Source organism: Salmonella sp. A1325, assembly GCF_056991255.1.
Genome location: NZ_JAMLWO010000001.1, coordinates 143,153 through 156,393, shown reverse-complemented (window position 1 = coordinate 156,393; position 13,241 = coordinate 143,153). Strand labels below are relative to the sequence as shown.

10 protein-coding genes and 7 pseudogenes are annotated in these 13,241 nt (G+C 48.4%); 12 read left to right on the top strand and 5 right to left on the bottom strand.

Translation table 11 applies throughout. The features are described 5' to 3' along the window. Positions 1–5 precede the first annotated feature (5 nt). A pseudogene (locus NAZ64_RS00825) lies at positions 6–509 on the bottom strand (pertussis toxin-like subunit ArtA); the annotation flags it as partial. Between the two features lie 179 nt (positions 510–688). Here NAZ64_RS00825 and NAZ64_RS00820 point away from each other — a divergent pair. Next, positions 689–826: pseudogene (locus tag NAZ64_RS00820) on the top strand (IS4 family transposase); the annotation flags it as partial. Between the two features lie 15 nt (positions 827–841). Here the strand turns inward: NAZ64_RS00820 and NAZ64_RS00815 are convergent. Then, positions 842–991 (bottom strand): annotated as a pseudogene (locus tag NAZ64_RS00815) (recombination protein NinG); the annotation flags it as partial. Positions 992–1,297: 306 nt separating this feature from the next. Between NAZ64_RS00815 and NAZ64_RS00810 the strand changes: the two are divergent. The 3 genes from NAZ64_RS00810 to NAZ64_RS00800 all read left to right on the top strand — a co-directional run bounded on the left by NAZ64_RS00810 (position 1,298) and on the right by NAZ64_RS00800 (position 2,598). Next, positions 1,298–1,564 carry a hypothetical protein gene (locus tag NAZ64_RS00810; protein WP_483640842.1) on the top strand — a complete coding sequence of 89 codons (267 nt, stop codon included), beginning with the start codon at positions 1,298–1,300 and terminating at the stop codon, positions 1,562–1,564. Beyond that, complete coding sequence (locus NAZ64_RS00805; protein ID WP_447399370.1) at positions 1,501–2,184, top strand: hypothetical protein; 684 nt, start codon at positions 1,501–1,503, stop codon at positions 2,182–2,184. Before NAZ64_RS00810 ends, NAZ64_RS00805 begins: the two co-directional genes overlap by 64 nt. Before the next feature lie 240 nt (positions 2,185–2,424). Then, a complete protein-coding gene (locus NAZ64_RS00800; protein WP_162784888.1) occupies positions 2,425–2,598 on the top strand; it encodes a hypothetical protein in 174 nt (57 codons plus the stop codon). Here the strand turns inward: NAZ64_RS00800 and NAZ64_RS00795 are convergent. Next, a pseudogene (locus tag NAZ64_RS00795) lies at positions 2,598–2,952 on the bottom strand (Arm DNA-binding domain-containing protein); the annotation flags it as partial. The gene NAZ64_RS00800 and the pseudogene NAZ64_RS00795 overlap by 1 nt on opposite strands. 146 nt (positions 2,953–3,098) lie before the next feature. Here NAZ64_RS00795 and sapC point away from each other — a divergent pair. The 3 genes from sapC to sapF are packed head-to-tail and all read left to right on the top strand — an operon-like array spanning position 3,099 to position 5,789. Beyond that, positions 3,099–3,989 carry a peptide ABC transporter permease SapC gene (gene sapC, locus NAZ64_RS00790; RefSeq protein ID WP_001146139.1) on the top strand — a complete coding sequence of 297 codons (891 nt, stop codon included), beginning with the start codon at positions 3,099–3,101 and terminating at the stop codon, positions 3,987–3,989. Then, positions 3,989–4,981: a peptide ABC transporter ATP-binding protein SapD gene (gene sapD, locus NAZ64_RS00785; protein ID WP_001128869.1), complete on the top strand. Its 993-nt coding sequence runs from the start codon at positions 3,989–3,991 to the stop codon at positions 4,979–4,981. Before sapC ends, sapD begins: the two co-directional genes overlap by 1 nt. Position 4,982: 1 nt before the next feature. Further along, positions 4,983–5,789, top strand: a complete 807-nt coding sequence (gene sapF, locus NAZ64_RS00780; protein WP_000230462.1) for a peptide ABC transporter ATP-binding protein SapF — start codon at positions 4,983–4,985, stop codon at positions 5,787–5,789. 15 nt (positions 5,790–5,804) lie between these two features. On the opposite strand, the gene NAZ64_RS00775 is transcribed toward sapF, so the two are convergent. Together NAZ64_RS00775 and steC are read right to left on the bottom strand one after the other, a co-directional pair. Continuing rightward, positions 5,805–6,512, bottom strand: a complete 708-nt coding sequence (locus NAZ64_RS00775) for an EAL domain-containing protein (protein WP_220569858.1) — start codon at positions 6,510–6,512, stop codon at positions 5,805–5,807. Positions 6,513–6,976: 464 nt separating this feature from the next. Beyond that, a pseudogene (gene steC / locus NAZ64_RS00770) lies at positions 6,977–8,357 on the bottom strand (SPI-2 type III secretion system effector kinase SteC). A gap of 33 nt (positions 8,358–8,390) precedes the next feature. Here steC and NAZ64_RS00765 point away from each other — a divergent pair. The 5 genes and pseudogenes from NAZ64_RS00765 to NAZ64_RS00745 all read left to right on the top strand — a co-directional run bounded on the left by NAZ64_RS00765 (position 8,391) and on the right by NAZ64_RS00745 (position 13,107). Further along, positions 8,391–8,571, top strand: a pseudogene (locus tag NAZ64_RS00765) (hypothetical protein). After that, the gene (locus tag NAZ64_RS00760) at positions 8,546–8,845 is read left to right on the top strand and encodes a hypothetical protein (protein WP_078057588.1); all 300 of its coding nucleotides are present in this window, start codon (positions 8,546–8,548) and stop codon (positions 8,843–8,845) included. The pseudogene NAZ64_RS00765 and the gene NAZ64_RS00760 overlap by 26 nt, the downstream one beginning before the upstream one ends. A gap of 117 nt (positions 8,846–8,962) precedes the next feature. Further along, positions 8,963–9,751, top strand: coding sequence for an enoyl-ACP reductase FabI (fabI, locus tag NAZ64_RS00755; RefSeq protein WP_000506501.1), 789 nt, complete (start codon positions 8,963–8,965; stop codon positions 9,749–9,751). Between the two features lie 199 nt (positions 9,752–9,950). After that, a pseudogene (locus tag NAZ64_RS00750) lies at positions 9,951–10,928 on the top strand (carboxymuconolactone decarboxylase family protein); the annotation flags it as partial. A 244-nt stretch (positions 10,929–11,172) separates the two neighbouring features. Continuing rightward, positions 11,173–13,107, top strand: a complete 1,935-nt coding sequence (locus NAZ64_RS00745) for an exoribonuclease II (protein ID WP_000485041.1) — start codon at positions 11,173–11,175, stop codon at positions 13,105–13,107. Positions 13,108–13,241: the final 134 nt, after the last annotated feature.

The following is a 13,241-nucleotide window of genomic DNA, read 5'->3' as shown; positions in this document are numbered from 1 at the left end:
ATATTTACCATACTTGTCTTTCTCTCGTAAACAAGCTCAGCTGCTTCATGGATATTTTCAATTGGGATAGAATTTACAGATACATACTCACTTTGTAACCGCATCATCACTCGCTCAAAATGACCAAACTGGATACCACATAACTCAATATAAGCAACAGACGGCGGAAGGCTGTAGAAACTATTGTCTGCACGGATTCTGTATCTGTACAACCTGCCGCTAAATGTTGCTCTGGAGTAATATAATCGTGCTATATTATAAGACTCATTAATATCTGAGATAGTCGCAATATAGTACTGTCTCGACTACCGGATGCACAGGAGTCATCTCTTATATGTTGCTGAAGATTCCTGTTATTACCGTGAGAAGCAAAACCATCCCGAAAAATCACATCTGAAGGTCTCGAGTCAACACGATATACAAAATCAACGGCACTTGCATAATCAGAAAAACACTAAAAATAATATTACTTTTTTATCATACCCTCTCCCACAGAAACTATCAGGCAAACCACCTAATGTGTTAAGCCGAGTGCTAACCATAGCTCAGTCATACTTTACGTCTCGCTGGATAAAATTAGAAAAACAAATCTCCCTGGTTTACGGGCACGAAAATCCCCGTAATCACACAATGCCTATCCTTAAACTGCGGCACTATAACGGCTTCCCCTACAGGGAGCCGTTTTGTTATGCCACTTCTCAATGACCTGCTCGATTTCAGCGACCATCCCCTTATGCCACCGCCTTCAGCGCAGATGTTTGCGGAACATCTTCCTGCTGAGTGTATACAACACTGCCTGACGCTCTCTAAGCATGCAACCGTTCGCCTGGCGTTCGGCTTTATCCGCCTGGTGTTTATCCCTGATACGCCTGGCACGCAGTTCCAGCGCGTAGATAGCGCCATGTTCAGGACAGCACCAGACAACGTTGCTGTAAGCAGGAGAAAACCATTCCCGGCAAACTTTGTATTTACGGCGCGGTAAGTTAGCCATGCTCACCTCAGACCCGGTTACGGATATAGCATCTAATAACGTTAGATTATGCATGTGTAATAATTCATAGCATATCTATATTAATGTAAATAAAATACAGTCAACAGATTTCTCCAATTTTATTATATATAAACAGAGGCTTACATTGAGTAATAACAAGATCATACAATCCCGCACCAGTAAAATTAATGTAAAAATAGGCGTAATCATGTATTAATATTGACTGGACAGCAGGTAAATGATAACAAATAAATATTAAAAAGTAAATATCACATAATAACCATTATCACTACATGAGAGGTGAATATGATGAAACATATTTCTGCCGCGATCCTCAATATTAGAGGGGCAGCCCCCGGCACTGCCACTATCGGAAATGGCGCAACTAACCTAGCCAAAGATATTATTAGTGTAGCTAATATTGCTTATGATATTTCACAGGTTGAGAAAAAAAGTGGTTTCTTGTTAGTAACGGGAGAGAAGGCTTCAACAAATCGGCTTGCCTGCATATGCTGGGACAACAAATATCCAGAGTTTTTTCTGGGAAGCACTTATATCCTGGTGTTTTTATAAGTAAAGACGCAGCGTCCGAATTTGAAAAAACAATCAGCACTCATTATAAAACTCTTTCGGGTCACATTGATCTGCAACAATACACTAATGATGTAAATTGCGGAGCAGCTGTAGGTATTGTTGCACGACAGCAAGAAAACCTCATACTAGATGAGATCACATTAAGTGCGTTTAAAAAGGTCTATATTACCGGTCATGGTGCAGCAGGCACTAATGTTCTAGCCAGTGGCGACTCTGTTTTTTCTGCAAAACAACTGGTTGATATTCTGGTTGCTAATAAAGTTTTAGAGGTTATAAAGAATATAAGGATTAGTAGTTGTTATTCCGCAGATAAAAGAGAACCTAATAGTTTTAGAAAGGAGGATATAGATAAAGCGAATAGAAATGCTGGTTTCTTTGAGCGAATGGTGTTTGGAGAACGTGATACTTTTATAGAGAGGGTTGCTAATGAGATCTGGAGTCGAGGCTACACAGATGTCAAAGTTTCTGGTTATCATGGTGCTGGTGTATTTTATGCTGGTGAAATCCCATTTACACATCTTAGAAGCACGACGATCCCGCCAACTATCACTATAAAAAGAAAGTCCGTAAGAGTAACGCTGGAAAGTCCTATAGATTAAATCATAAACTCAGCTCTATTACTTTTGGGTAGATCAAGGGGTTATCATCAAAATTATATTTTTGTTAAGGTTTTTACGATATTGTAAACTGACAGTTACTGCATAAATAATCGGTAACTGTCAGCTCACATCTGAGCTAATAAATATAATTCCCCCTGCTGACCCGCTGCAGCGGTTTAAGACGCAACACCTCATGCCGGAGTATTCCGATCTGTCTTATTGTGAACCTCCCAGAGACTAATGCCGCAACTGAACACAAACTCCGCCAGATACTTTAAGCCGGACTATTCCCCGGATGCCGCCGCGCGCCGCTTCTACAAATACCGCAACATCCTGATCGCGCCATACTCCAAACTGGCGCCAGCCGCCACTGTCGGTCTTAATGACCCTGGCCCAAATTCCGTACAGTGCTAAAACTTCTCCCAGGAGTCGTATGTTCTTTTACGGTTAACGCTTCTGTTTTTTTCTTCTTCTCCAGTACCATCTGGTGACGAGGATCGAGTCCCTCAGTTAACCATGATCTAAAGTACTGACGGCGTTCCCTGCATGAGATAGTGATATGGTTGGATAATCGCCAATCGTCAGTTGAGCAGCGTTCCCGTTCCATCTGTATCGGTAAAAGAATGTTATACTGCCGGATGTAGAGAGCCTGACATTGAGACCATGAGCGTCTGAGATGACCTTGATTTGGTCTCTTTTTTTGCCAGGAGCCTTTCTTAATTTTGTATCGGCAAGCAATGTGTACACTCCATGAGAGGATATATACATCTGTGTATACATTTTGCATAAATTGATAACCTTCACCTTAATGCAAAGTACACAAAATTGAGACGCTTACAATCTATAACAAATTGATAGTACTTGAAAATTTCAAAAGACATAAAGCATGGTAAACAAAAATAAAACGAGTAAATATGCCTTACGATAGCGTCTACAGCGAAAAGCGCCCGCCAGGCGCCCTGCGTACTGCCTGGCGCAAATTTTATAGCGACGCGCCTGCGATGGTGGGCCTGTATGGATGCGCCGGTCTGGCGTTGCTGTGTATTTTTGGCGGCTGGATCGCGCCCTATGGTATCGATCAGCAATTTTTGGGCTATCAGCTACTGCCGCCCTCCTGGTCACGCTATGGCGAAGTCTCCTTTTTTCTGGGGACTGACGATCTGGGGCGCGATGTGCTGAGCCGCCTGTTAAGCGGCGCGGCGCCCACAGTCGGCGGCGCGTTTATCGTAACGCTGGCGGCTACGCTATGTGGATTAGTCCTCGGCGTAGTGGCAGGCGCGACGCACGGTTTACGCTCTGCCGTACTGAACCATATTCTGGACACGCTGCTTTCCATCCCTTCGCTCTTGCTGGCGATTATCGTCGTGGCATTTGCCGGCCCACATCTGTCACACGCGATGTTTGCCGTCTGGCTGGCCCTGTTGCCGCGAATGGTACGTTCCGTCTATAGCATGGTGCATGATGAACTGGAAAAAGAGTACGTCATTGCCGCCCGTCTGGATGGCGCGACAACGCTGAATATTCTGTGGTTCGCCATTTTACCGAATATTACCGCCGGTCTGGTCACCGAAATTACCCGGGCGCTGTCGATGGCGATTCTGGACATCGCCGCGCTGGGATTTTTAGATCTTGGCGCGCAGCTTCCCTCTCCCGAATGGGGGGCCATGTTGGGGGATGCGCTGGAGCTAATCTATGTCGCGCCGTGGACCGTTATGCTACCCGGCGCGGCGATAACGCTCAGTGTTTTACTGGTAAACCTGCTCGGAGATGGGATTCGTCGTGCGATTATTGCGGGGGTGGAATAATGCCGTTACTGGATATCCGCAATCTCACCATTGAATTTAAAACCAGCGAAGGTTGGGTAAAAGCGGTCGATCGCGTCAGTATGACATTAAGCGAAGGAGAAATTCGCGGCCTGGTAGGTGAATCGGGTTCCGGAAAGAGCTTGATTGCTAAAGCTATTTGCGGCGTCGCGAAAGACAACTGGCGAGTCACTGCCGACCGTATGCGTTTTGATGATATCGATCTGCTGCGCCTCTCCTCTCGTGAACGGCGTAAGCTGGTCGGGCATAATGTGTCGATGATCTTCCAGGAGCCGCAGTCGTGCCTTGATCCTTCCGAACGCGTCGGCCGCCAGTTAATGCAAAATATTCCCGCCTGGACCTATAAAGGCCGCTGGTGGCAGCGTTTAGGCTGGCGTAAACGGCGTGCAATTGAATTACTGCACCGGGTGGGAATTAAAGATCATAAAGACGCGATGCGCAGTTTTCCCTATGAACTGACCGATGGCGAGTGTCAGAAAGTCATGATCGCTATCGCGCTGGCGAATCAACCGCGACTCCTGATCGCTGATGAACCCACCAACTCAATGGAACCGACGACGCAGGCGCAAATTTTTCGCCTGTTGACCCGACTGAATCAAAACAGTAATACCACCATTCTGTTGATTAGCCACGACCTGCAAATGCTGAGTCAGTGGGCTGACAAAATCAACGTCTTATACTGCGGCCAGACGGTAGAAACCGCGCCAAGTAAAGATCTGGTGACGACGCCACATCATCCTTATACGCAGGCGCTTATCCGCGCGATTCCGGATTTTGGCAGCGCGATGCCGCATAAAAGCCGTCTGAATACGCTGCCGGGTGCGATCCCGCTACTGGAACAGTTACCGATAGGTTGTCGTCTGGGGCCGCGCTGCCCTTACGCGCAACGAGAATGCATTATCACGCCACGCTTAACCGGCGCGAAAAATCATCTCTATGCCTGTCATTTTCCGCTGAATATGGAGAGAGAGTGATATGGTGGAAACTCTGCTTGAAGTGCGCAACCTGAGTAAAACCTTTCGCTACCGGACAGGATGGTTTCGCCGCCAGACCGTCGACGCCGTGAAACCATTAAGCTTTACGCTTCGTGAGCGTCAGACTCTGGCCATTATCGGCGAAAACGGTTCCGGCAAATCCACGCTGGCAAAGATGCTGGCCGGCATGATTGAACCCACCAGCGGCGAGCTTCTCATTGACGATCATCCCCTGCATTACGGCGACTATTCGTTTCGAAGCCAACGTATTCGAATGATTTTTCAGGACCCCTCAACGTCACTGAATCCACGTCAACGTATTTCGCAGATCCTTGACTTCCCCCTGCGCCTTAATACCGATCTGGAGCCGGAACAGCGGCGCAAACAGATTGTCGAGACGATGCGTATGGTGGGGCTATTGCCCGATCACGTGAGCTACTACCCGCATATGCTGGCGCCGGGGCAGAAACAGCGTCTGGGCCTGGCCCGCGCGCTGATTTTACGCCCTAAAGTCATTATCGCGGACGAAGCGCTGGCTTCGCTTGATATGTCCATGCGCTCGCAGCTCATCAATCTGATGCTTGAATTGCAGGAAAAGCAAGGCATCTCCTATATCTATGTCACGCAGCATATCGGCATGATGAAGCATATTAGCGATCAGGTATTAGTGATGCATCAGGGGGAAGTGGTTGAACGCGGCAGCACCGCCGATGTGCTCGCCTCTCCGCTACATGAGCTTACCCGCCGTTTAATCGCAGGCCATTTTGGCGAGGCGCTGACCGCTGACGCATGGCGAAAGGATCGCTAAGCGAAACAAATACCCTCAGTTCGATTCTCTGAGGGTGTTCATGCGACTGCCCAACAGCAATGTTTCAACCTCTTCTAACGCAACGGAAGGAAATAACGTGCCCTGGTTTGCCCAAATGCCTGCCGTTTTTAACGCCGACAAATGGCGTGCGTTTTCCTGGCCACCCACCACAATCTTGTCACAATAATGCCGGATATGTTTGACGAGCAGCGGAAACGTCATTTTTTCAATTTGTGAGACAAAAAAGCTGCGGTCAAGTTTTACGCCGCTAAAACACCCGCAAACTAATGGCGCAGCGGTTGCGTTCCCTACGCCCAGGTCGCCCAGCCATAATGGATTAGGTTGCTTATGAAGCGCGTGTATTAAAGGATCGATTAAGGCGTTATCTTGACATGAAAAATGTTCAGCGACCTGCAGCTCCACAAATAGCATGGCGTGTAGTAATGCGCGAATATCTTTGTCCTGAAGGACAAACTGCGCCATACCCCGATCGATATTTATGATACAGAACAGGCCGTGGCGTAGAAACCAGCCATGTTTGGCCGCGATTGTCCGCAACAGATCAAGCAGAAAACGGCGCTTCTGCGAATTGTCCCATGACGAGATAACAAACTCAGGGTGTAGCGGACGAGCGGGCGACGATGCAAAATGGGTAGTGATTTCGACACCCAGTAAATCCCCCTCCATTGCCCTTATCGGCTCTGCCATAAAAAAATAGCGCATGTGACCACTCCACTTGATCTTAACTCCCTGATAATGCGCTTTTAACGCAAATCAATCAATAAAAACGATCAATATATAAAAAATGATCGAAAAAAACAATATATGTTAACTTCATGATAACTTGCTAATTTTATGTTTTGAGAATGTTCTTCTATTGCTATAAGGAAATTTACATACTACGCCGAACAACGCTAATACGACGGCATGAGACCATCCGTAAAGCCAAGTTTTTCTTGTCAGGCAGAGGGGAAAAATCAAGGCGAGTTAATGGTGTTGCACCATTGCGAGGCATTTCACCCACTATGGCAGCGCGGCATCGCCAACCCTAATGGCGAGTTGCATCTCCGTTGCAGGCTGTCCAGATCCCCCGAACGACCTTTAAACGAATAGCAACTCTCAATAATTGATCGGTAAATCTGTAGCGAATGAGCCCCGGCGATTCGCAGAAAAGAACGAACTAAATGCTATTTTTTTAATTCATTCTTTAATACCTTAGCCACAAGAGTCCCTTCCTCAGGCGCGGCTAGTTTAAAACGTCTTCCTGGCGCAGGTGTCTGTTCTTCCTCTCCGATTAACGCATCAAGATCCGCAATAAGTGACTTATAATATTCAATATCTTCAGTATTTTCTTCGGTCTCGGCCCGCTTTAATTTTATCATGTGATGGGCCTTAATTTGCTCTTCCAGTTGCCTTGTTGCAAGAGAAACGCTTCGCTGTTGCCGGGATTCTTGTGACAGCACGATTTGATCGCCATCCACAAAGAAAAGAACCCCTCCTTTAACCAGAATATTACCTAAGATATTTATATCATGCATATAAACCCCTCGGGATTTAAGAAGCGCCTCCGCCATTCGATAGTTATCTTTATCTTCATCTTCAACATCTAACTCCTGACCTTGAATATATTTTGAAACTAAAACCGTAACGTCTTTACCATTAATATTCATGATGGCCGAACGAGAAAAATCCTTGTCGCCATTGGCCATGTTCAAATACTTACTGACACGATCAGGATGACAATTACGATGTTCCGGAGAGTTAACATCCACTTTTATTCCCCGCTCATTAATTGGAATCTTAACAACAAATTCTTCATTTAACAGATAGACTGTCCCATAACTTCCGCTACCTATTTTATTTTTTTCAATATCACGCATGCGAATATTTTTCTGAAACTCCGGCGAATTAATAAACGCCTCTATTGCCGCTGGTTGTGATGTATCCGTCTGATCAATAGCGCCGCTCTCATCACCAGACGCCGTGGCGGGCGTGGTCAGGAAGTCTATCAAACGTTGCTCAAAAGCCTCATAGATCCCATCACTACCTGCTTCGCTCGGCGGCTGGTTATCATTATCCAAAGCGGCAAGCGTAATTTCCCCGGTATTATAATTAAACATCGTTTCTTTTAAAAAATCGACGCAACGCTCAGAACACTCCGTCTCAGTCACTAATACTCCATCGTAAAACATCTGTAGTAGTAACATATTTTCTTGATGTGCTAATACTTCTACAGTGTATTTATCTCTTGTTTCAGGCCTGGAGGCATCAATAAGTTTAATATATCCAATAAGGGGGCGCCATCGTGTACAGTCTTCATCTCGCTTCGAAAATGGCCCTGGAGAGAAAGGCCCCTTAATATCGGGATGCTCTTTTTTTTGGCACAGTAGATTATATATCTCTCTATAATCGGAAATTAAACTTCGATTGGTGAATATATTCCTGAAAAAAATCTATGAATTTCTCACACGTTGAAAAAACATGCTCTCTTTTATTATCGATGATATCTCTTAAATACCTTTCTGATATCTGGCAACTATGATTTCCGATATGAAATGTAAACGGCATATATATCATCCTCTGAAATTTATTATAATACACATGCAAACATATAAAAACCTGATTTGTAACTACTGTAATCACCTGATTTCAAAAATTTTTCATATTCAGTATTACTCTGTATCAATAAATAGAGAAAACCTACAGCACCTAAAAAAAGAAATTATTTTTGTTAAGCATTTGCTGGTTAAAATTACATGTCCATAACATTGCTAATAGGTGAGGTAAACCATTCGGATGAATATTCAGGCTTCCTACAGAACCTTTATTTGTCTGGTGGAAGGCGCATCGCTATCGTACTTGCTATCCGTCCCGGTGTCTCTGGTTGGATGAGGCGAACCTTACACCAGCTGGTATACTGCACCGTAGGGCCTGTCCCATTAGACTCTTTGATTTGCCAGTTTGGCCCTGGGGAGTGCTCAAAATCCTCAGGGACTCCGCTACCGTGTGGTTTTAGAACGTCACCTGCCGGAGATAGCGGCGGAAAAATAGCGTGACACACGGGGTCAGGAGTGGGATATAATTTCAGACTAATTTCGAATAATGTTGAAAAGTTGCTGTTAACCATTGTTCGTAAAAGCAAAAAATAAGCAATGACTATAAGGATTAAAGCTATGGGTTTTCTTTCCGGTAAGCGCATTCTGGTCACTGGCGTGGCCAGTAAACTGTCCATCGCCTACGGTATCGCACAGGCGATGCACCGCGAAGGAGCTGAACTGGCGTTCACCTACCAGAACGACAAACTGAAAGGCCGCGTAGAAGAATTTGCTGCCCAGCTGGGTTCCAGCATCGTTTTACCGTGTGATGTCGCTGAAGATGCCAGCATTGACGCTATGTTTGCAGAGCTGGGTAACGTTTGGCCGAAATTTGACGGTTTCGTACACTCGATCGGTTTCGCGCCTGGCGATCAGCTGGACGGCGATTATGTTAATGCGGTTACCCGCGAAGGCTTTAAAATCGCTCACGATATTAGCTCTTACAGCTTTGTTGCCATGGCGAAAGCCTGCCGCACCATGCTGAATCCGGGTTCTGCGCTGTTGACCTTGTCTTATCTGGGAGCGGAGCGCGCCATCCCGAACTACAATGTCATGGGTCTGGCGAAAGCCTCTCTGGAAGCCAACGTGCGTTATATGGCAAACGCTATGGGACCGGAAGGGGTTCGCGTCAACGCCATCTCTGCGGGTCCAATCCGCACGCTGGCGGCGTCCGGTATTAAAGACTTCCGTAAAATGCTGGCGCATTGTGAAGCCGTTACGCCAATTCGTCGCACCGTGACCATTGAAGATGTGGGTAACTCAGCGGCGTTTCTGTGCTCCGATCTCTCGGCAGGCATTTCTGGCGAAGTCGTCCATGTTGACGGCGGGTTCAGCATTGCGGCAATGAATGAACTGGAACTGAAGTAAGCGCATTAAGTTTATTAGCGGGCGGCACGGCTGTGCTGCCCCATTCCCCTCACTCACCACTCATCTCGTTATATAGCGTTCTGATATTTGTTATCACCTAACAATCTTTCATCCCTTTCCCGCATACGCCAGGATAATCCAGCATAAACGATCCGACGCCGAATCATTATCGATCGCCATTTCATCCTCGGGAAACCCTATGGAACAATGCCGAAAAGCGGGTAAAAGCCACTGGTATCATGAAACACAATCTACTATGTCGTCACAAACCCCGCTTTCGCTGATGCCGGAAGCCGCGTATGTTAACGATCGTTTTTTACTGGATTTAGCGGTATCGGAAACCGCGTTGACGCCTTTTGAATCATGGTTAAAGCCCGCTCGCCAGTTGGCGGATGTCTTATTTCCCCACACGGTTCTCAACGACCGGCTTCATACGTTTAGCGCCTATGAACGTATGAGCACCGCGCTGACCGCCGCTCAGGTATTTGGGGTTCAGCGTTTGTGCCGCCATTATGCCGCGCGTCTGGCGCCGCTACCTGGCCCTGACGCCTCAAGAGAGAGCAATCAACGGCTGGCGCAAATTACGCAATACGCTCGTCAGCTTGCCGGCTCCCCCTCCGTTATCAATACGCGGGCCCGCGAACAGCTTGCAGAGGTGGGATTAACCGCCCGGGATACCGTACTCATCAATCAGATCATTGGGTTTATCGGTTTTCAGGCGCGGGTAGCGGCGATATTTCAGGCGTTTTGCCGTCTGCCCGTGCGCGAACTGCCCGGCCAGGAGATGCAGCGCTTTGCCAGGGCCGCGCGGTTTCAAAACCCCCAGACGATATGGCGGCCCGCCGCCAGTCTGGTAGAATATCCTCCAGCCCATACCAAAGTTCGGCGGCAATATTCGTCTTCACAATGCCAAATGATGGCGCCGGTACTCATGCGCGATCCGTCTTCATTCGCGTTACTCGAACGCATACTGACCAGCACATTACACACTGCATCGCCCCCTTCTTTACTTCCACTTATCACGCTCCTCACATCACGTATCAACGGCAGCGCCGCCTGCTTTAACGAACAGGCAACCCAACCTGGCGCGTGGCGTCGCGCTGTCATCACGTTACGCCAGGAAGACGACGATATCGCTCGTTGGGAGCTTGAGCCTGCGCTGACACAGGCGATACAATGGCTCACCAGAGCGCCCGATCGCTTTAGCGCCGCGCATTTTTTCCCGCTACTCACCAGGGGAGTTTCATCGGAGCAGGCCATTAATATGTTAGGCTGGTGCGGCGTGTGCGGATGGTTAAATCGTTTAAAAATCGCGTTGGGCGAAACCTATTAACTCATCCATTACTGAAAGAGCGCTTGCTGCGCCAGGCAGAATCGCGTAAAACTGTCAGCCGCTCTTTTGGCTACGAAAATAGACGAATATGTTTCAGGACAACCCGCTGCTAGCGCAGCTTAAACAGCAACTGCATTCCCAGACGCCGCGCGCTGAAGGGGTCGTAAAAGCCACGGAAAAAGGCTTTGGCTTCCTTGAAGTTGACGCGCAAAAAAGCTATTTCATTCCTCCGCCGCAGATGAAAAAAGTGATGCATGGCGATCGTATCGTCGCGGTCATCCACACGGAAAAAGAACGGGAGTCTGCCGAGCCGGAAGAACTGATCGAACCGTTCCTGACGCGTTTTGTGGGAAAAGTTCAGGGTAAAAATGACCGCCTGTCCATCGTGCCGGATCATCCGTTGCTGAAAGACGCGATTCCCTGCCGCGCCGCGCGCGGCGTTCAGCATGAGTTCAAAGAAGGTGACTGGGCGGTTGCCGAAATGCGCCGCCATCCGCTTAAAGGCGACCGTTCGTTTTACGCCGATTTAACGCAGTACATCACCTTTGCCGACGATCACTTTGTTCCCTGGTGGGTTACGCTTGCCCGCCATAACCTGGAAAAAGAAGCGCCGAACGGCGTAGCGACGGAGATGCTGGACGAAGGGCTGGAGCGCCAGGATCTTACCGCGCTGAATTTCGTCACTATCGATAGCGCCAGCACTGAAGATATGGATGACGCGCTTTATGCTGAGGAATTAGCGGACGGCAGACTCCAGCTTACGGTGGCTATCGCCGATCCTACCGCCTGGATTGCCGAAGGCAGTAAGCTGGATAACGCCGCGAAAATTCGCGCCTTCACCAACTACCTGCCGGGCTTCAATATTCCTATGCTGCCGCGTGAGCTGTCTGACGATCTGTGCTCACTGCGCGCCAACGAAGTGCGTCCGGCGCTCGCCTGTCGCATGATAATCGCCGCAGACGGCACCATTGACGATGATATCGCCTTTTTTGCGGCCACGATCGAATCGAAAGCCAAGCTGGCGTACGACAATGTCTCCGACTGGCTGGAAAATAATGGCACCTGGCAGCCGGATAACGAAGGCATTGCCCAGCAAATTCGTCTGTTGCACCGTATTTGTTTAAGCCGCAGTGAGTGGCGTCATCATCATGCGTTAGTCTTTAAAGACCGCCCGGATTACCGCTTTGTGCTTGGCGAAAAAGGCGAAGTACTGGATATTGTGGCGGAACCGCGCCGTATCGCTAACCGTATCGTAGAAGAGTCGATGATCGCCGCTAACCTTTGCGCCGCGCGCGTACTGCGCGATAAGCTCGGTTTCGGTATTTACAACGTACATACGGGCTTCGATCCCGCGAATGCCGACGCGCTTGCCGCGCTGCTGAAAACGCATGGTCTGCATGTCGATGCCGAAGAGGTGCTGACGCTGGAAGGCTTCTGTAAACTGCGTCGCGAACTGGATGCGCAGCCCTCCGGTTTCCTTGACAGCCGCATTCGTCGCTTCCAGTCTTTTGCGGAAATCAGCACCGAGCCGGGGCCGCATTTCGGTCTTGGTCTTGAGGCTTATGCCACCTGGACCTCTCCCATCCGTAAGTATGGCGATATGATTAACCATCGCCTGCTGAAAGCGGTCATCAAGGGGGAAGCTATTGCGCGTCCGCAGGAAGATATCACCCAGCAAATGGCGGAACGCCGTCGCCTGAACCGTATGGCGGAGCGTGATGTCGGCGACTGGTTATATGCACGCTTCCTTAACGATAAGGCGGGGACAAATACCCGTTTTGCGGCAGAAATTATTGACGTCAGCCGCGGTGGTATGCGTGTGCGACTGGTCGATAACGGCGCTATCGCCTTTATCCCTGCCCCGTTCCTGCACGCCGTTCGCGATGAACTGGTATGCAGCCAGGAAAACGGTACGGTACAGATTAAAGGTGAGACGGTTTATAAAGTGACGGATGTCATTGATGTCACTATTGCGGAAGTTCGCATGGAAACCCGCAGCATTATTGCCCGACCGGCAGCGTAACCACGCTTAGCTCGCTCAACGGCCTTTGCTGAGAAGGCAAAGGCCGTTTCTTTTCTTCTTCTCCCTTCCGTCATGCTCTGCGTTTAATCTTATTCAAACGCCCCATTTCTTGTTATTTTTAGCTGGCGACTATG

Excerpts from the sequence above, each read along its gene's own strand:
- NAZ64_RS00810 (WP_483640842.1), top strand. The coding sequence starts at position 1,298 with ATGATGAAACATATTTCTGCCGCGATCCTCAATATTAGAGGGGCAGCC.
- NAZ64_RS00805 (WP_447399370.1), top strand. The coding sequence starts at position 1,501 with ATGCTGGGACAACAAATATCCAGAGTTTTTTCTGGGAAGCACTTATAT.
- NAZ64_RS00800 (WP_162784888.1), top strand. The coding sequence starts at position 2,425 with ATGCCGCAACTGAACACAAACTCCGCCAGATACTTTAAGCCGGACTAT.
- sapC (WP_001146139.1), top strand. The coding sequence starts at position 3,099 with ATGCCTTACGATAGCGTCTACAGCGAAAAGCGCCCGCCAGGCGCCCTG.
- sapD (WP_001128869.1), top strand. The coding sequence starts at position 3,989 with ATGCCGTTACTGGATATCCGCAATCTCACCATTGAATTTAAAACCAGC.
- sapF (WP_000230462.1), top strand. The coding sequence starts at position 4,983 with ATGGTGGAAACTCTGCTTGAAGTGCGCAACCTGAGTAAAACCTTTCGC.
- NAZ64_RS00775 (WP_220569858.1), bottom strand. The coding sequence starts at position 6,512 with ATGCGCTATTTTTTTATGGCAGAGCCGATAAGGGCAATGGAGGGGGAT.
- NAZ64_RS00760 (WP_078057588.1), top strand. The coding sequence starts at position 8,546 with ATGTCCATAACATTGCTAATAGGTGAGGTAAACCATTCGGATGAATAT.
- fabI (WP_000506501.1), top strand. The coding sequence starts at position 8,963 with ATGGGTTTTCTTTCCGGTAAGCGCATTCTGGTCACTGGCGTGGCCAGT.
- NAZ64_RS00745 (WP_000485041.1), top strand. The coding sequence starts at position 11,173 with ATGTTTCAGGACAACCCGCTGCTAGCGCAGCTTAAACAGCAACTGCAT.